Genomic DNA, 16,504 nt, shown 5'->3' with positions numbered 1-16,504 from the left:
GCGCCATCCGAGCGATCGGAGCCGGCTTGGTCAGCGGAACCAAGCCCGTCGGAGATCACGAGACAACAGGATCCGAGCAAGTGACGAACGGAATGCCATAGAGCGCGACATTCTGATCCTGGAACGAAATGCGCTCCCTCCGCCACGGTCTGCGCCATTAGAAGATGATCGAAGGGATCGCGGTGATGAAGCGGAAGAGCCGTTAGAGCGATAATATGCGCATCTGTGATATCCAGCCGGTCGAATCCCTGACCCGGCAAGATCGCAAGAATCTCTTCTATATCGGCATCAAGTTTGCCGATCCGCAGCTTCACGGTGATTTGAGGACGTCGTCCTCGGGATCGCCGATAAGGCCTCGCGCATGATTCCCCAGCTTCTCGTCGTCGTTCAGCCACCACAACAAGGCATGCGTATCGAGCAGCAGCCTCACGTCCCATCTTCCATGGACTTCAGAACATCCTCCGGCAGGCTGTCGAAGTCATCGGCAACTTTGATCTTTCCGCGCAATGCACCTGGTTTCCGTGTGACGACGTCTGACGACGGCGGTCCAATTTCCGCAACAACCTTATGATGGGACGTCAGGACGAACCTCTGCCCGTCTTCGACCTGCTTGAGGAAGGACGTCAGGTTGCCGCGAAATTCCCGCACGCCGACGCGGCGGGGAGTTGATGTCTGCTGCCGGGATTGAGGCATGGCGAGGCTCCGTTTCAGTGGGAAATGTGTACACAATTTTTAAGAAATGCAAGCGTCTCGAGCCGTGTGGAGAGACGGCGACTCCGGCCGGCATGACGAGGGCATGTTGTCGTGAGGCGGAAGGGCGCGGCCTCTCTCGCGTGCATGTTAAGACGACCGCAGTGACGATATCGCCAGCCCGCAATATTTCGAGACGCTGCCCCCGCCGGCATCGACCTGGCGATCGTCAACGTACCGCCCGCGTCCGGTCGCGGCACGACCGCAGTCGCCTCGACAGACACCCGCCTGCTCCGATCAGTCGGTCCTGAGCAATCGGGGCCGGCATCGCTTGACGTCGGTGAGTTCGCGCGGGCAGGAGCTTCACGGCTCGGCATCATACCCCTCGCCGTTCGCCAGCCGGCCGATCGCTGCGGCGAAGAGTTCCTTGTGTTCTTCCGGCATCTCGGAGATACGATGGCCGCGTCGAGGATCTCCACCGGCTCGCATTCGCTCGTAATGCTCGTAGCTCATCAGCACGAACCGGGATTTCCCATGGCGGGTGAGCAAGACGGGTTCGCGGCCGGCGGCGGCGGTGACATCGCCAATGTGCTTGCTCAGGTCGCCTGTCGTAAACTGCCGCATTGCCCACTCCTCTGTTGGTTTTCCACATTATGCAGATTTTTCCAGATTTGCAGGAGCCCTGGGGCGCCGGGTAGAACTTCGCTGAGGTCGAAGGCGTTGCAGCGGTCCAGAAGCGTGGCGCCCTCGGCGATCAGGCAGCTCGGCGAGCCCGGATAACGCAAGGGATCGTCACGTCGTCAGGCGCGAAGACTGCGTGCAGGCTTCGCGGAGCCGGCTTGCCGGCGAAACAGTCCCCGGTCCGGCGGACCGCCGGATGCGCTCAAGTGACCTGTCCTTCTTGAACTGAGGGCGAAAAAGCCGTATATACGCATCTGTAGATACATTAGGGAGGCAACCATGCCCCATCTTGCACGGGTATTCCAGTCCGGAAACTCGCAGGCTGTCCGCCTGCCGAAAGAATTCCGCTTCAACGTCGAGCGCGTGGAGATCACGCAAGAGGGCGATGCTCTCATCCTCCGCCCGCATGTCGAGGCGGGCGAGCCGTGGTCGTCGCTGAAGGCGGCGCTGGCCCGTGGCATGAGTGAAGACTTCATGGAGAGCGGGCGCGAGCAGCCGGAACAACAGGATCGGCCGGAGCTTGACGCGGTGTTTCAGTGATCTCGCATCTTCTCGACACCAACGCCGTCATTGCCTTGATCGGCCGCAAATCGGATACATTGGTCAGCCGTGTACTCCACAGCCCTCAGGGCAGTATCGGCCTGCCGTCGGTCGTCGCTTATGAACTCTATTTTGGAGCGCAGAAAAGCGCGAAGGTCCAGCACAACCTGGAAACCCTGCGTTTGTTGATGGCGGATTTTCCGATCCTCGACTTTGACCAGAATGACGCCTTTGTCGCGGGCGAAATCCGGGCGGCCCTTGCCGCGAAGGGGACGCCCATCGGCCCCTATGACGTGCTGATCGCAGGGCAGGCGAAAGCCCGTGGATTGACCCTCGTCACCAACAATGTCGGCGAGTTCAACAAGGTTGAGAACCTGCAGGTGGAGGATTGGTCGCTGTGAGCCTCGGCTGGTCCGGGGCCGCGCAGGCGAAACCGCGACATCGTCGTCAAGGGTGAATGCTAACAGCGGAGCGATGTGGGCGACGGTGGCGTCGCATTGCTCTATGCCGTCGTCGGTTCGCTGTGCTTCGGCTTTGGCTGATACAGCCGACGCTTCACGTTCGGGCGCAGTGCGTTGCGCACGTCCTTGTCCACGACAGCGAGATCGAACCACTCTGGATCGAAATGCCCACCACACCACCGTTTGGTTTCACCGTGTTCGGGGTCTTCTCTGTCCGACATGATTTCCAGAAAGCGCTCATAGCCGAGCACGCCGCCGACATCTTCGGGTGGCCTGGCGCGCCCACCATCGATGCAAGCCCCGTGTTTGGGCGTGATATCGAGGGCCTTGAATTCCTCGATTACCACAGAATGGCGCCAGCTATCGCCGAAGTCATAAACGTAGCTAAAAACGGCTCCGTACTCGAAGTCGCGAAGGCGAACCTCACGAAAATCGAAGACACGAGGATCGTCGTCGAAGGCATCCTCGGTCAACAGCTCCACGTCGCCGTAGCGCAAGCCGCCGATCCGGAATTCATGAAGGTGATAGTTCCACCAGTTGAAGGCGGCCTGAATGGCAAGATGCAGTTGCTCAAGATTCCAGTGCGACGGCAAGATCAGTCGACGCCAGGCCCCCGGCTCGATCTCGTCGAGTGAAACGTGAATCTGTACTGCATTGATGGCTTTGAACATGCCGCATGTGAACAGCATGGATCGGCGAGGGTCAAGTCGGAGCCGGCGGGAGAACGCCATGCGACAAAACCCGCATGGCGTCGTCACATAGTCTGTCACGCTCCATCTCCTGCAGCCTGCCATACCGGGATGCCGAGTCGGCGAGCCTTGTCAGCGAGATTGCCGGTGATGCCGGAGCCGGGGAAGATGACGACGCCTGATGGCATGACCGAGAGCATGTCGTCGTTGCGGCGGAAAGGTGCCGCCTTGGCGTGCTTCGTCCAGTTCGGCTTGAAGGCGATCTGCGTCACCTTGCGAGCCTCGGCCCAGCAGGCGGCGATACGTTCGGCTCCCTTCGGCGAGCCGCCATGCAACAGCACCATATCGGGATATTTGGCGAGAGCCTGATCGAGTTTCGCCCAGATCCGTTCGTGATCGTTGTAGTCGATGCCGCCGCCGAAGGCGATCTTGGTGCCGGCCGGGATCAGCACCTCGGTCTCGGCGCGGCGGCGGGCGGACAGGAAATCTCTGGAGTCGATCATCGCCGCGGTCATATTGGCGTGGCTGACCTTGGAGCCGGTGCGCGGCCGCCATGCCGATCCGGTCTGGGCTTCGAAGAGATCGGCGGCATAGTCACGCATGAACTCGAAGGCATTGCGGCGCTCGAGAAGCGTGATCCCCTCCGCGATGTGACGCTCGAGCTCGACGCTTTTCACCTCCGAGCCGTCCTGCTCGCTCTGTCCGCTTCGCTGCGCATCCTCATTGCGCTGAAGCTCGCGCTGAATGCGTTCGCCGGCGCGGTGGAAGAGATTGACCGTCGACCAGAGCAGATCTTCGAGATCGGGTTCCAGCCGCGTCTCGCCGAGCATCTCGAACATGGCGTCGAACATCGCGGTCAGCGCCGACTGGACGACCGGCTCTTCGGGCAACGGCCGCGGGTCCGGTTCGTCCTGGAAGGGCCGATGCCCATAGATCTGCATCTCGTAGATGAAACGGTCGGTCGGGGAAGCGGCGTGGTGGGGCTCGAAGGTGTCGTCGATGGGAAGGGTAAGATTCATGATGATCTCCGTCGGTTTGGGCCGCGCCTCTCGCGGCCTGACGGCGATCCCTTTCCATGCGGCAGACGGGCCGGAACCGCGGCGTGCCTCACGCCGCGGCCCAGCGAAGCGCCGGGCGGCGGAAGAAGGGTTTCTTGGCCCGCGAGGAGCGCCGGCTTCAGCATCGGCCCGAAAAGTGGGAACCGGTTTTCGGAACAGCCGATGCGCCAAGGAAGTGCCGGCGTGGGGAAGAAACCCGACTGACCCGCTGAAGGCCCGACAGCCGTATGGTAAGGGTCGCCTCTCCGCAGGCCCGCGGGCGCGCGCCTACCCGAACGGCGACCAGCAGGGACCAACCTTCCCCGCCACTCCGCGCCCTCTCCCGCAGTCCCGTCCAGCCGATCAGGTGGGCAGGAAGGCCTGGACGTCTTCCGGCGCGAGCTGGGCTCTCAGATGCACAATGAGCCGGTCCGGTCCGAGCCGGCGCAGGTCCTCGTTGAAGTCGCCGAGTTCCGGGGCGAGCACCAGTGGCAGGACCCCGAGCGCCTGCGCGCGGCAGCTCAATCCCTCGATGCCATGCCGGCCGGCCGCATCGGCGTCGGCGGCGATGTAGAGGCGCGCGCATCCGGTTGGGAGCCGAAAGGTAGCAAGGTGGCTTGCCGTCAGCGCCGAGACCATCGGCATGCCGGGCATGACGTGCAAGAGCGACAACATGCTTTCGAGGCCCTCGCCGGCGGTCAGGACCGGTACGGAGCCACGGGCGGGAAAGCGGAAACGCACGGCATTGCCGAGCAGGCGGCCAAGTGCGCGGCGGGGAGTATCGACCTGCGCTTTTCCGACACCGTTCGGGTCGAGCCCAGACAGATCAAGAAAAGTGCGATGCACGCCGGTGATCGCGCCGGAGGGATCAGTCACCGCGGCGATCAGCGCCGGATAGGTGGTCGTCCTGCCGGTCAAGAGGTCCCGATAGTAGCAGGACGGATGGAACCGCAGTGCCGGATGCGCGGATGCCCGCAGGATGGCGCGTTGGCGCAGATAGCTGTCGGCAAGGGTGCCGGCGAGTGGCTGCGTCATGCGGAACAGGCGCCTTGCGCATTCTACCGCCGGTCTGTCGATCGGCGGATGGTCGCGGGCGTCGCCCCCGCGGGACGGCGCCGGTCCAGGTTGGAAAAGGCTCAGGAACTGCCGCGCTTCGTCTGCAACGTCGCGGAAGCCGACCAGACCACAGGTCTCCCGCAACAGGTCGAGCAGGTCGCCGTATTGGCCGGTCGCAGCATCGGTCCATCTGCCGGCGCGCGGGCCGGTAAGATGCACGTAGAGCGAACGGCCCTTGTTGTTAGCGACGTCACCGACGATCCAGTAATTGCCAACCCGGCGGCCGGCGGAGAGATAGTGGCGGCAGACCGCCTCGGCATCGCGCGCGAGACGATCCGCCAGTTCCGAGGCGGACAACATCGGCGATGGCCCCCGTCACGTCCGGCTCACGACGTCAATGAGGCGATGCCGTTCAATCCGCCGGCCGAGAATCGCCGACCCTTCCTCTGTCATCGGCACGAAGAAGCGCATCCTCCCGCTGATCATTTCGGAAAAGAAACCGATCGACTTCCACCAGTCGCGCATGCTGTCGGTGAAACCGGCCAGCTCAATTCGAGGGCGCTCATCACCCCGACACGGCGCAGCGTCATATCTCCGGCGACACCGATGACCGGCGACCCGTCGAGCCGCCGGCCGGCTCGCGCGGCCGGTGGAATGAAGAGGCATGGCGGCCTTGGTTGCGGCCGCAGAAGAGATCACGTGCATGGGAACCTCGTCGAGAGCGAGAAAAGAACCGGCCTCGCCGGGGGCGCCCTCCGAGCCCCCACCAGGCCGAATCCTCCCGGCCCCTCTCTCGCTCCATCGCAGCGCCGCGCCCGCCCGAACGCGGAAATGCGGGGCGAGGGACAGGCCTGGCCACCCGACGCTATCGGGTCATCAGGGAGGCGTTGCCGGCGCATCACCGGCTTTCCTCTCGCGACCACCAATCCCCCGTGATTCACTTATACTGCATCATAAGCGGTAGTCTGTCAGAAGAGTTTTGTGCTACACCAACCTGGAAATCAGCGGGAACGAACGCTTCGACGGGCAAAGGAGGAACAAGGTGCGACGATTTCTGATCGGCGACAGGTCATTCGATGAGGATTCTGTTGAATTCCAAGCCCTCCTCCCCCGCGCCTACGAGCACAAGCTCCGGCCGCATTGCCGGTGCAAGGAACCGGCGGTTGCGATGTACATCGCGCGGCTGGATGGACAGTATTTCGTCAAGCGCATGCCGCTTTCCGGGCGTGATCACGACCCGGCCTGCTCGTCCTATGAGCCTCCGTACGAGTTGTCCGGTCTCGGGCCTTTGGTTGGCAACGCAATTCAGATCGATGCCAACGGCCGGACAGCCTTGAAGCTGGATTTTTCGATGACGAAGAGAAGTCCGCGTGCGGCGTTGTCTCTGCCGACGGAGTCGTCGGAGCCCGCCATTCGCAACGAGACGAAGAAGCTCTCGTTGCGGGCCATGCTGCACTACCTGTGGGAAATGGGGGAACTGACCGAATGGCGCTCCTCCTGGGCCGGCAAGCGCGGTTGGGGCCGGGTGCGCACGAGCCTGATGAACGCAGCGTCGCAAACGACGGCGCGGGGCGCGCATCTTAGCGAAATGTTGTTCGTGCCTGAGGTTTTTCACCAGGAGGATAAGGAGGCAATTGCCGCGCGCCGGTCGGCCGCACTCGCTGGCGCGCAAGCCTCCGGGACAGGACCGCGCACGCTGATGATCGCCGTAGCGGAAGTGAAGGAGTGCACAGCCGCCCGCGAGGGACACCGGATCACCCTCCGCCATCTCCCCTTTCCCTTCATGATCGAGGAGGGGCCATGGAAGCGGCTCAACGCCAGATACGAAACGGAACTCGAGCTTTGGCGCTCGAACGAAGAATGCCACCTGATCCTGATCGCGACATTCGGGATTTCGGTATCCGGTGTCGCTGCGGTCGAAGAGGTCGCGATGATGGTGGTGAACGAGGACTGGATCCCGTTCGAAAGTGTCCATGAGCGGCATCTACTGGAGAGACTGGCAAGGCTGCGGCGCAAGAGCGTCAAAGGGCTGCGATTCAATCTCTCGCGCGATCATCCGATCGTATCGGTGACCTTGCCGGAGCAGCGGCCCTCCCCGGTGGCATTGTTCATCGTCCCGCCAGGCGCTAGTGAAGATTATGAGCGCGCTCTCGCGGAAATGATCGAATCAAGACCCGAGATGACCCCATGGGTCTGGCGCGTATCCGAGGGCGAAATGCCGAGATTGCCGTAAATCGGCGGTCGGCGGCAGGATGGCTCTCTTGCTTGCCCTCAGAACGCGTTTCTCCAACGCGCGAGAATGGACGAGCCACCCTCCCCCTTGCGCGCGGTCACCCGCCCGCCCCACGGTGATGGCAAAGCCCTGGCGGAATGTGAAGGCCCGGCGCGACGCCGGGCGACAAGGGGGATGGTAGCCTCGGCGCACGTGCGGTCAGTATGCCTGTTCGAGCAGCTTCTTCGCCTTGCCTTCCAGTTCGAGGCGTGCGTCCTGATGAGACTTCGTTCGGGCGAGCGCCGTCATCCCCTGCACGAAATCGAAGATCGATTCCGGCGGCCGGCCCTCTTCCTGCAGGACGGTGTCGATGATCCTGGCGGTTTCTCCCTTCGAGAAGCCGCGCTTGCGCAAAAAGCCATGGCGGTCCTCGTCGCTGCGGGCCACGATGCGCTCGCGCGCTGCCCTGACGCCCGCAACAAAGGGGGCCGGAGATGAATTGGCAAACTTGGCCAAAGCCGGAGCAGCCTCATGAGCGAAACGATGGCCGGCGAACTTCGAATGGCGAATGACGATCTCCTCGAAATCCTCGACGCCCCAAAGATTCCGGTTGCAGCAGACGGCACGGAGATAGAAGGAAGCGATGCCGAGTGTCTTCGAGCCTACCTCGCTGTTCCAGCAATAAAAGCCGCGGAAATAGAGATCGGGCTCGCCGTTCGACAGGCGGCCGGCCTCGATGGGATGGGTGTCGTCGACGAGGAACAGGAAGACGTCGCGATCGCTGGCATAGAGCGTGGTGGTCTCCTTGCTGACGTCGACGAAGGGATTGTGGGTCATCGTCGACCAGTCGAGCACTCCCGGCACCTTCCACATCCTATCACCCGTTCCATTGCCAGCGATGCTCATGACCGCTGATACCAGTTCATGGTCCCAGACCCTGCCGTATTCCGGGCCGGTGATCGCCCTGAGCTCGATCCGCCCATCATTGCCCTCCAGAGTCTTGACCAGTTCGGCGCTGTGATTGATGAGACCGTGCTGCAGATTGATGCCGGCCAGCGCCGCCGGCAGTTGGCGCATGTAGGTTGCGGGCGCCCCGACCAGACTGCAAAGCTGCCCGTAGCTCCAGTGCGTCGGCGCGATGGGGCGGCTCTCGCCGGGAACGATCAGTTCGAGCCGTTCGGCATTGGTGCGGCTAGCCTCGACGCGGATGGCGGAGCTTTCGACCGTGCGGGCACGGGCGCGGTCGGCCCGCGATCTCACCCTATCGTAGAGCTCACCGAGCGAGAGATAGCGTTCGTCGTCCGGGCGTGAAAACCATTCCGACGACACGCGACCGATACGCTCGCCGCGCGAGACATCGACCTTGAAACCGGACGACGCCGGTCGAATGCTGGAAATCGTGGTGTTCATGTGCAGTCTCCTGAACCGAAACCCCTGGCACGGGGGCCGGTGGAAAATGAAAAGGCCCGGTTGTGCGAGGCCGGGCCAGGCGATGGATTGTGAGAGCAGGTTACGGGGCAGCGGCGAAATCGTCTTCTGTGGTGTCGCGGGACTCCTCCTCGGCATCATCGCCTTCGGTCAGGAATGCCGGAGGTTCGACCGAGGCGTCCTCATTCTCGAGGACGGTGGCGGCATCATCGACAGCGAGCCGCAGCGGTTCGGGGAGCCATCCACTGCCTTCCAAGAGCCGTGCGGCTTCACGTGCCATGTCCTGCTTCTTCAAGTGATCGATGAGCTGGGCCGACTGCTCGCCCTTCGCCTCGCGGACCGCCTGCAGGATATGCGCCTTCGTCACGCGGCCGAGGTAGTTGTCGACAGTTGGCGCCCAGCCTGCCTCCACCATGTCGAAGCCGAGCGAGCGAGCGAGCTGGTCGGCATGGGCGATCGCCGCCCGCCGCCGGTTCCATGGCTGAACAACTGCATTGACGGACAGCGAAACGCAATGCGCAAACAGCGCGTGGCGGCTGACGTCATCGAGCGCAATCAGGAAATCCCAAAGCTCATTCGGGTTTTTCGGAAGGTTCTGACCCCAGGCCTCTTGCCGCTGCTCGACCTCCTTCGCCCAGACGGTGTCGCCGAGCCCCTGCGTCTGGCCGAACTTTACACTCTGCAGCGTCACGTCCAGGCATGAATCCGATCCATAAACATAGAAGATCTTCAGCACGAACAGATGCAGGGCGGCGATGAAGGCCGTAACCGGATCGTTTGCCAGCGCATTCCTGAGCGCCACCGTGCGCGTTGCTGTCAATTCCTCGACAAGACGGTCCGAGAGAGACGGGAGTTTGCCATCGTCGTCCTCTTCCCCAATCTGGCCATTGTGAGCAGGCTTGCCTTTCAGGGACATGTCGGCGTTGGACGACGATTCCGACACCACCTGGTCGACTTCACCATCGGAATCCGTCGCACCATCACCCTCAGTCTCGACCTGCGTCTCATCTTCAGAACGGACAAGACCGCGCTCGATCTTGAGTTCACCACCAGCGCCGAGCGAGATGAAGGCGCCGCCGCGGGCAACTTCTTCCTGGTCGAAGACATAGGGCCGGTCGTTCAGCCGGTCGAGCTCGTTTCCGAGTTCCTCAAGTCGCTGCTCGGTCTCCGCGCAATATTCGGTCGCTTCGGCATATTTGGCATCGAGCATTTCGAATTCCGCCTTCAGGCGGTCATAGCGCGCGAGTTCATCTTCCGTGAACTCCGCCCGCTCGCCGTAGAAGCGGCGAAGACCCGAGCTATGACCGTAGGGAAAATCGAAAGCAGCCTCGACCCATTTCCAGCCTTCGTTCGCCTTCAGGGCTTCGGCGTCGGCCGTCAGCTTATCGATCGCGAGCTGTTCGAGCAGCGCCGGATCCTGCAGCCATCCGCCATTGTCGTCATCGAAGAGGTCACGCATCACCACACCGCCGGCCGCCTCATAGGCTTCGATGCCGACATAGACGGCGCGGCGGTCAGTCGCCCGGATCGCGGTCTCGGTGAGCAGCCGGCGGATATAGTACGGCTCGCGTGAGTGTTGACGCGAAACCGTATCCCAGACCTGTTCCTGCCGGACATGGTCATTGGTGATCGAAAAGGCCATGACATGTTCGAGCTTCAGTTCGTCATTGGCATAGAGTTCGAGCAGACGAGGTGAGACGGCAGCCAACCGCAGGCGCTGCCGCACGACCGCGACCGAGATGAAGAAGCGAGCGGCGATCTCCTCCTCGCCGATGCCCTGCCCGCAGAGCGTCATGATAGCGCGAAATTGGTCCAGCGGGTGCAGGTCGAGGCGCCGAACGTTTTCGGCAAGCGAGTCCTCGACTTCCGGCGTCTCACCCTTGCTGATGATGCAGGGTACGCCGACGGTCTCCGCGAGCCGCTTCTGGCTGACCAACAGTTCCAGCGCACGGTAGCGGCGACCGCCGGCGGGAATGCGATAAACACCAGTCTCGTTGCCTTCAGCATCGACTTCCGCCCGCACGTTAAGGCTGGTCAGTAGCCCGCGGCGGGCGATGTCCTCGGCGAGATCCTCGATCGATACACCTGCCCTGGTCTTGCGGACGTTCTGCTGGCTTAAAACGAGTTTGTTGAAGGGAATATCGCGCCCGGCATTGAGCGTGACTTTCTGGGTGGCCTGTGCCATGTCGTTTCTCCGTAGCGGGCCGGCCCGAGCCTCTCTCCGACCATCTCAACCCGCCACAGAATCCCCTCCCCCCTCTCCCTTTCGCGATCCACCACTTGCCATCCCCTGGCGACCGACCGCCGCGGTCTCAGCCAACGGTTTGCGCCACGCGAAAACGCACAGCTACAAATGAGTAATTGCCGATCGCACAACTGATGGGCATAGTGCCTATAGCCGATGCAGTTTGATGGCTTCTTCTCCCAGTGCCATCGCGTCAGCTGTTCCCCTCTGGAGGTTAGACACCTTCACACCTCAACCGGCCTCGGATGTTCCGGCGGCCGGGTTTTTCCGTGTAGTTATGGTCGCTCAAAGCCACGGTCAGCGGTGAGCTCACTCGGTTGTTGAGTATCCGGAAAAGAACCGGAGAGAACGCGACGGGCTTGTTGACCGGACAACGAGTGACAGGATGCGAAGACTTCGCAATCCTCAAGCAATTGGCCGGACGAACCTGTGCCGTACCTCACAGTCTACGCAGACGTAGCTGACGATGGGCTGTAGTCGGTGACGACGGATCCACGTGATTTATCAAGCGCGAAAGTAGATTTCTGTTGCGCGAAACCGACCATCCATTCGCTGGCATTGAACAATGACGTCGATCGAGACCTTCAACAATCTGTCGATGTCTTCGGGCTCGAGATTACACCCGCCTTCGGATTCTTTCAAAAGAAGCGTCAACTGTTGAAAGGCGAGCTTGGCGGAATTGGCATGCACGGTGGTAATCGATCCGGGGTGACCGGAGTTGACGTTGCGGACGTAGTAGAATGCTGTGCCATCGCGCAGCTCCTGCAGCAGAATTCGGTCCGGTCGCATGCGCAGGCATGACTCCAGCAGTTCTTTTGGGCCGGCACCCGAAAGTCCCTGGGCGCCTTTCGAATAGAACAGCCGCACGTGGTTGGGCTGCGGAATAACCAGTTCGGGGGTGTCCTCGATCGAAATTAGCCGCTCATGCTGAGGAATATGCTTGATCAACGCTTTCGAGAGAGTCGTCTTGGCTGATCCCGTTGCGCCTGAGATGATGATGTTCTTGCGCGCGATGACGGCCTCGCGCAGAAAATCCTTGAACCGGCCGGCTCGGTAGAGCGCCACCAGATCCTGTTCCCCCTTCGAGATACTTTCGTTTTCTGCCCGTGTCTCGGAAAAGAACTTTCTCTGCTCCAGATCATCGAGCGTGAACGTCACCGATGACGGCTTTCGGACGGTGATGCTTATAGTGTTCCTGTTGGTCGCAGGAGGAATGACGATCTGGATCCGCTCATCGCCTGGCAGTGTCGCCGACAGGATTGGTCGCGTTTCATCAATGGACTGATTGGAAAAGCTGGCCACGGCACGAACAAGGCGCATCAGCTTTTCGAAGGTAAGCTCCGGCAGATCATGGGTCCGCCAACCACCGGCGCCCTCTGTCAGCACCTGCCCAGGCCGATTTACGATCACTTCGTAGAGGGACTTGTCCTTCAGGAACGGCGAAAACGGAACGAGCAGTTCGCGGACGACTGCAGCGTCAGGGTCGTCGGTCATGTCCTCACCCTATTTTGTCACGAGCGTCGACTGCGGGCTAAAGTCGCCCAGTACCGCCCGGTCGAGAATGCGGTTCTTTGGCCCAATCACGCGAAGCCTGTAGACCCCGGAGAAGTCGAGATCGCGCGCGACGAAGATCGAAACAAGCTCGCCCTGATGCTTCATGAGCGTCGGAGGGATATTGATCGATTGCTCGACGGCGATCGCCGCGGCCTGCTGGCCGGCGCTTGTGGTACCCTGCGCGTCGACGTCGCTGTCCTGCAGACGGCTGTTGGCGTAGCTTGCAGCATCACCGACGACAGAAAGGAGAAGCGCACTTGCGAAGCGCTCCCACCAGTGGGTATCGACATATCCGTCCATGCCAGCCCGGCCGAGTGCATCGGTCGCGGGCGAAGCCAGCGTCACGATGACGCCGTTCGGGGTCTTCGCGCGGTTCCAAAGCACAAAGAGGCGTTTCTGCCCCCGCTGGAGGCCGCCGCGATACTCGCCAACGACCTGGGTGCCTTTCTCCATCAGCACGACCCGGCCATTGTCCGAGAGAACATCCCGGTTGATCACGCAGCTCGTGAACCCCGGCTGGTCCGACGCCATGGCCGTTTCCAGCACGCACGGAATCGAGGCGCCCATGGCGACGATGAAACCGCGGTTCCCTAGCGTGCCGGCGCGCGAGCCCTCGAGTCGGGTCGGCCGCAGCATTGTGTTGAACTGCTCCTCATTGCTACTGGCCGTGTTTTGACCCATCGTATTGCCGTCGAGCGCCAGGAAATTGCCGCCCGGAGAGACCGCGGGCTCTTCCCGATTTCCACGCGCTGTCGCGTTTTTCTGTCCACCGCTATAGGCCATGACGGGTGCGCGGCGGGCGGAGTCAAGCAACGGATCTTCCTCCTTCAACTGCTCGGCCACAACCGGCGTCGGCAGCTTCACTTCCGGCTCTGGCGGTACCGGCTCGATCGTTTCCTTGACCGGTTCGAAATTCGTCGTCTGCCGAATGACCACCCGCTCCGGCCTTGTGGTATCAGAAGGCGTCTTCTCGCCGCTCACCGACCAGAACGCGAAGGCGACAAAGACGACGACGGCCAGCGCCACAGCGCCCCGCTTCAAAACGGGATTGTTGTCGATCCGCCTGCCCGGAACCGATTCGGCGCGCTCGCCCGGTATCCGGCCCTCGTCTTCCTGGACCATGACAGCCTCCTACTTCGCCGCGCCGATGTCGGCCCGAACGACCCGCTCGACCGACGGCGAGGTCGTGTTGGTGTCAGGGTTGATGCCGATCCGGTCATAAGCCTCGTTGAAGACGCAAAGCACGTCCGCACCGCTCCGCAGGATGAACTTCCGGCTGATCGCGTGGACGAGGACCAGGTTGCCGTCGACGGACTTGGGTACCAGGCTCTCGCTACCGTCCGAATTCTCGATGTAGATGGCCGGCATTTCCTGGTTTCCGACGAAGGCAAAGGTCGTGACCTTGCCATTGTCGTAGATCGATTGCGGCTCCAGCGCCTGCGCGCCTTGTGCAGAGTAACGCCAGCTCCGCGGTCCATAGGCCTCATGAATCGCCAACACGTTGTCGGCCTCCTTCGCCTGCGCAGCGATTGCTCGCGCGGCTGCGACCTGGCGCCGCCGTTCGGCTTCGTCGGCGGGATAGCGGTACTTGACGTAATAGTAAGTGCCTTGACCCACCTCCACCTTTCCATCCCGCACCGTCAGCTCCATCTGGTAGCTTCGGGTCGATCCGTCGCGCCGGGTGGTTACGACAGAGATATTGGTGACCGGCTGGTTCTCGCGCGGTTTCAGGAACAGGATACTGCCTGCCGGCGCGACCTCCCATGCGAGACTGTTGCCGAGCGCGACATGGGCGATCTCCTCGTCCGCCGCGAACTCCACCTGCACCGAGGAGCGCAGAGAGCCGATAATCCGGGTAACGTTGTAGGGTTGGTAGTCGACAAAGCGCACACGGCTGTCCTGCGCTGCGCCGCGCGGAATCTCGAGGGCGAGGGCCGAAAACGCCGAGCCGGCAAGAAGAAGAGCGAAGATGACTGCGGTACGCATCAGTTGATCGCCTCCGGATCGGCCCGATATTCACTGACGGCAAAACCGAGCGGGTTGACAAGCCGGTCGGTCGATGACATCGGCGCGTTCACGTAAGCGAAGGTGAGCATTGCGACCCAATGGGTCGTTCGGATTTCTTCCCCGCGCGTGATCGTGCGCATGTAGCGGACGGATACGACGTTCGGGTTGATCAGCGAGATCGAGGCGATGCTGATGCGCGCCGTGGCACTCCGCCCATAGGTGTTTTGCGGCGATTCCGGGTTGCTGCCGCGATAGAAGGTCGAGAATCGCGCTTGCTCCGGCTGCGTCGACAGCAAGGCGACGGTGCGGAAATTCTCCTCCGCCTCGCTCCAGACATAGCCTTCGCGAGCGCGCACATATTTTGCCGCGAAGTATTTGGTGACGGCCTCATCGTAAGTTCCCGCCGTCGACGTCAATGCCGAGACGACGTCGACTATGCCGGTCGAATTGTCGACCCGCACGACAAACGGCTCGACCGTCTTCAGCGGCGTCAGACCGGCGACCGCGAAGATCGAGGCGCCGGCAAGGACGCCGGCCACGATGGCGATCGACCAGGCGATGCGCGCCGAGCGCTCGACCTGGATCATACGGTCCTGATCGAAGCGTCGCGCCTTCTCGAAGTATGACTTGAGTTCGTCGCTCGAGACCATCGCGTTATCCCTCACAACGACGATAGGATGCAGCGGCGTCGAAATGTGCAAAGGCTGGCGGCTCCTTTTTCTCTTCGGCATAGGTCGCAACCACGCTCGACGAGGTTACCGGCCGCGCATCCGAATGTTTCTGCTTGAGGTTGCTGTTGTCCTCCCACTGCCACATGGAGCGATTGAGTGGCCGGCGCGAATAGCCGTCGCATTTAGGGACCGGATAGGTCATTGATGAACAGCTGCTTAAGATCGCTGCCATGCACAGCAGCGGAAATGTTCTGATCATTCCGAGAAGACCTTTTTCTAGTTGGTGCGGGCATCATCAACTGTCGCCGTTAGAGGTGAAGGTCCGTCCGGCGGCTCGGAACCCGCGGCCGGCGGCACGGGCGGTATGTGATGCCGCCGAGGCGAGCGTGCCTTCATGGGCGTCACGCGCAGCGCCGTAACCGTAGGTCAACGAAGCACCGCCAGCGGCGAGCGCCGAAGCGATGTTGGGAAGCTGATAGAAGACATAGAGAGCAGCGAGGCAGATGGCGCACAGCGCAATCGGCCGCATCAGCACATCGCTATACCCCTCGATCTCCGTGAAGGTCGTGTCGATGCAGGTGATCAGCAGCGAGCCGACCGCGACGACGAGGACCTGCAAGATCACGAAGTTCGCAAGCTGCCCGATCCAGGCCTCGGTGAAGCGCCGCGTCGGCTGGAACATGGCGAGCGCCACGAAGATCGGCCCGATCGCCAGCACGATGGCGAGCGCCAGACGGGCGTAGAGCGAGACGATGTAGCCGATCGATGCGACGACGAAACTTGCGAAGATGACCATCATGCCGCCGACGCCGGTGGCGATATCGCCCGGCCAGGAGGCGCGTGACCAGATATCGGTGGCCGCGTCCTGCCCCTTGTCGAGCAGACTGTCGAACGTCGAGGCGCTCGGTGTCGATCCGGTGTTCAGCGCCTGCGAGATCTCGCGCGGCAAGGTCTCGACGAAGATGTTGGTGACGTAGGTCTGGTATTCGCTGGCGTTCTTCACCAGCATCACGATGATGGCGAGCCTGATTGCCCGGTAAGCGAAGTCGAGGATCGGCTCCTGGACCGAGCCACGAAGAACGAGATAGCCAAAGAGCACGATATAGAGGGTGATCGCCGCCGTCAGTGGGCCTGAGACCCACTCGGCGATATTCGACGTTCCGGTGGAGACGAAGTCTTCCAACGGCGTCTTGAATTGCTCGTCGACGAAGGCGAACACCTCATACATGGGCG

General features: G+C 61.9%; 16 protein-coding genes and 1 pseudogene. 3 read left to right on the top strand and 14 right to left on the bottom strand.

Annotated elements, in window-relative coordinates:
- Positions 1 to 55: 55 nt before the first annotated feature.
- From CO676_RS36090 to CO676_RS16865, 3 genes and pseudogenes are all read right to left on the bottom strand, one after another.
- Positions 56 to 430 (bottom strand): annotated as a pseudogene (locus CO676_RS36090) (type II toxin-antitoxin system VapC family toxin).
- Positions 427 to 693 (bottom strand): hypothetical protein, encoded by a 267-nt coding sequence (locus tag CO676_RS16870; protein WP_014763672.1) that lies wholly within the window; start codon positions 691 to 693, stop codon positions 427 to 429. Before CO676_RS16870 ends, CO676_RS36090 begins: the two are co-directional and overlap by 4 nt.
- 360 nt (positions 694 to 1,053) lie before the next feature.
- Positions 1,054 to 1,314 (bottom strand): type II toxin-antitoxin system Phd/YefM family antitoxin, encoded by a 261-nt coding sequence (locus tag CO676_RS16865; RefSeq protein WP_097521919.1) that lies wholly within the window; start codon positions 1,312 to 1,314, stop codon positions 1,054 to 1,056.
- A gap of 336 nt (positions 1,315 to 1,650) precedes the next feature.
- On the opposite strand from CO676_RS16865, the gene CO676_RS16860 reads away from it, so the two are divergent.
- Both CO676_RS16860 and CO676_RS16855 read left to right on the top strand, forming a co-directional pair.
- The gene (locus CO676_RS16860) at positions 1,651 to 1,911 is read left to right on the top strand and encodes an AbrB/MazE/SpoVT family DNA-binding domain-containing protein (protein ID WP_014763670.1); all 261 of its coding nucleotides are present in this window, start codon (positions 1,651 to 1,653) and stop codon (positions 1,909 to 1,911) included.
- Positions 1,908 to 2,312: a type II toxin-antitoxin system VapC family toxin gene (locus CO676_RS16855; RefSeq protein WP_097521918.1), complete on the top strand. Its 405-nt coding sequence runs from the start codon at positions 1,908 to 1,910 to the stop codon at positions 2,310 to 2,312. The genes CO676_RS16860 and CO676_RS16855 overlap by 4 nt, the downstream gene beginning before the upstream one ends.
- Positions 2,313 to 2,413: 101 nt before the next feature.
- Here the strand turns inward: CO676_RS16855 and CO676_RS16850 are convergent, their stop codons facing one another.
- The 3 genes from CO676_RS16850 to CO676_RS16840 form a co-directional block, all read right to left on the bottom strand.
- Complete coding sequence (locus CO676_RS16850; protein ID WP_179875524.1) at positions 2,414 to 3,043, bottom strand: plasmid pRiA4b ORF-3 family protein; 630 nt, start codon at positions 3,041 to 3,043, stop codon at positions 2,414 to 2,416.
- A gap of 95 nt (positions 3,044 to 3,138) precedes the next feature.
- On the bottom strand, positions 3,139 to 4,080 hold the full coding sequence (locus CO676_RS16845; RefSeq protein WP_097521916.1) for a DUF2493 domain-containing protein: 942 nt from the start codon (positions 4,078 to 4,080) through the stop codon (positions 3,139 to 3,141).
- 381 nt (positions 4,081 to 4,461) lie between these two features.
- Complete coding sequence (locus CO676_RS16840) at positions 4,462 to 5,514, bottom strand: toprim domain-containing protein (protein WP_097521915.1); 1,053 nt, start codon at positions 5,512 to 5,514, stop codon at positions 4,462 to 4,464.
- A 682-nt stretch (positions 5,515 to 6,196) separates the two neighbouring features.
- Between CO676_RS16840 and CO676_RS16830 the strand changes: the two genes are divergently transcribed.
- Complete coding sequence (locus CO676_RS16830; RefSeq protein ID WP_097522048.1) at positions 6,197 to 7,387, top strand: DUF1173 domain-containing protein; 1,191 nt, start codon at positions 6,197 to 6,199, stop codon at positions 7,385 to 7,387.
- 198 nt (positions 7,388 to 7,585) lie between these two features.
- On the opposite strand, the gene CO676_RS16825 is transcribed toward CO676_RS16830, so the two are convergent.
- From CO676_RS16825 to CO676_RS16790, 8 genes are all read right to left on the bottom strand, one after another.
- Positions 7,586 to 8,776 carry a DUF932 domain-containing protein gene (locus CO676_RS16825; RefSeq protein ID WP_097521914.1) on the bottom strand — a complete coding sequence of 397 codons (1,191 nt, stop codon included), beginning with the start codon at positions 8,774 to 8,776 and terminating at the stop codon, positions 7,586 to 7,588.
- Positions 8,777 to 8,876: 100 nt separating this feature from the next.
- A complete protein-coding gene (locus tag CO676_RS16820; RefSeq protein WP_097521913.1) occupies positions 8,877 to 10,979 on the bottom strand; it encodes a ParB/RepB/Spo0J family partition protein in 2,103 nt (700 codons plus the stop codon).
- A 564-nt stretch (positions 10,980 to 11,543) separates the two neighbouring features.
- A complete protein-coding gene (gene virB11, locus CO676_RS16815; RefSeq protein WP_097521912.1) occupies positions 11,544 to 12,533 on the bottom strand; it encodes a P-type DNA transfer ATPase VirB11 in 990 nt (329 codons plus the stop codon).
- Positions 12,534 to 12,542: 9 nt separating this feature from the next.
- Positions 12,543 to 13,715, bottom strand: a complete 1,173-nt coding sequence (gene virB10 / locus CO676_RS16810) for a type IV secretion system protein VirB10 (protein ID WP_097521911.1) — start codon at positions 13,713 to 13,715, stop codon at positions 12,543 to 12,545.
- A gap of 9 nt (positions 13,716 to 13,724) precedes the next feature.
- Positions 13,725 to 14,579 carry a P-type conjugative transfer protein VirB9 gene (gene virB9, locus CO676_RS16805; protein WP_097521910.1) on the bottom strand — a complete coding sequence of 285 codons (855 nt, stop codon included), beginning with the start codon at positions 14,577 to 14,579 and terminating at the stop codon, positions 13,725 to 13,727.
- Positions 14,579 to 15,250, bottom strand: coding sequence for a virB8 family protein (locus tag CO676_RS16800; RefSeq protein ID WP_097521909.1), 672 nt, complete (start codon positions 15,248 to 15,250; stop codon positions 14,579 to 14,581). Before CO676_RS16800 ends, virB9 begins: the two co-directional genes overlap by 1 nt.
- A gap of 4 nt (positions 15,251 to 15,254) precedes the next feature.
- Positions 15,255 to 15,530 carry a hypothetical protein gene (locus CO676_RS16795; protein WP_097521908.1) on the bottom strand — a complete coding sequence of 92 codons (276 nt, stop codon included), beginning with the start codon at positions 15,528 to 15,530 and terminating at the stop codon, positions 15,255 to 15,257.
- A 36-nt stretch (positions 15,531 to 15,566) separates the two neighbouring features.
- Positions 15,567 to 16,499 (bottom strand): type IV secretion system protein, encoded by a 933-nt coding sequence (locus tag CO676_RS16790; protein WP_097521907.1) that lies wholly within the window; start codon positions 16,497 to 16,499, stop codon positions 15,567 to 15,569.
- Between the last annotated feature and the right edge of the window lie 5 nt (positions 16,500 to 16,504).

Origin of the sequence: Sinorhizobium sp. BJ1, from assembly GCF_002531555.1 — a bacterium.
GTDB lineage: Bacteria > Pseudomonadota > Alphaproteobacteria > Rhizobiales > Rhizobiaceae > Sinorhizobium > Sinorhizobium fredii_B.
The sequence above is the reverse complement of the archived record's forward strand: the minus strand, read 5'-3'. Positions and strand labels throughout refer to the sequence as shown.

Coding starts and splice junctions, on each gene's coding strand:
- CO676_RS16870 (WP_014763672.1), bottom strand. CDS start 693: ATGCCTCAATCCCGGCAGCAGACATCAACTCCCCGCCGCGTCGGCGTG.
- CO676_RS16865 (WP_097521919.1), bottom strand. CDS start 1,314: ATGCGGCAGTTTACGACAGGCGACCTGAGCAAGCACATTGGCGATGTC.
- CO676_RS16860 (WP_014763670.1), top strand. CDS start 1,651: ATGCCCCATCTTGCACGGGTATTCCAGTCCGGAAACTCGCAGGCTGTC.
- CO676_RS16850 (WP_179875524.1), bottom strand. CDS start 3,043: ATGTTCAAAGCCATCAATGCAGTACAGATTCACGTTTCACTCGACGAG.
- CO676_RS16845 (WP_097521916.1), bottom strand. CDS start 4,080: ATGAATCTTACCCTTCCCATCGACGACACCTTCGAGCCCCACCACGCC.
- CO676_RS16840 (WP_097521915.1), bottom strand. CDS start 5,514: ATGTTGTCCGCCTCGGAACTGGCGGATCGTCTCGCGCGCGATGCCGAG.
- CO676_RS16825 (WP_097521914.1), bottom strand. CDS start 8,776: ATGAACACCACGATTTCCAGCATTCGACCGGCGTCGTCCGGTTTCAAG.
- CO676_RS16820 (WP_097521913.1), bottom strand. CDS start 10,979: ATGGCACAGGCCACCCAGAAAGTCACGCTCAATGCCGGGCGCGATATT.
- virB11 (WP_097521912.1), bottom strand. CDS start 12,533: ATGACCGACGACCCTGACGCTGCAGTCGTCCGCGAACTGCTCGTTCCG.
- virB10 (WP_097521911.1), bottom strand. CDS start 13,715: ATGGTCCAGGAAGACGAGGGCCGGATACCGGGCGAGCGCGCCGAATCG.
- virB9 (WP_097521910.1), bottom strand. CDS start 14,579: ATGCGTACCGCAGTCATCTTCGCTCTTCTTCTTGCCGGCTCGGCGTTT.
- CO676_RS16800 (WP_097521909.1), bottom strand. CDS start 15,250: ATGGTCTCGAGCGACGAACTCAAGTCATACTTCGAGAAGGCGCGACGC.
- CO676_RS16795 (WP_097521908.1), bottom strand. CDS start 15,530: ATGATCAGAACATTTCCGCTGCTGTGCATGGCAGCGATCTTAAGCAGC.
- CO676_RS16790 (WP_097521907.1), bottom strand. CDS start 16,499: ATGTATGAGGTGTTCGCCTTCGTCGACGAGCAATTCAAGACGCCGTTG.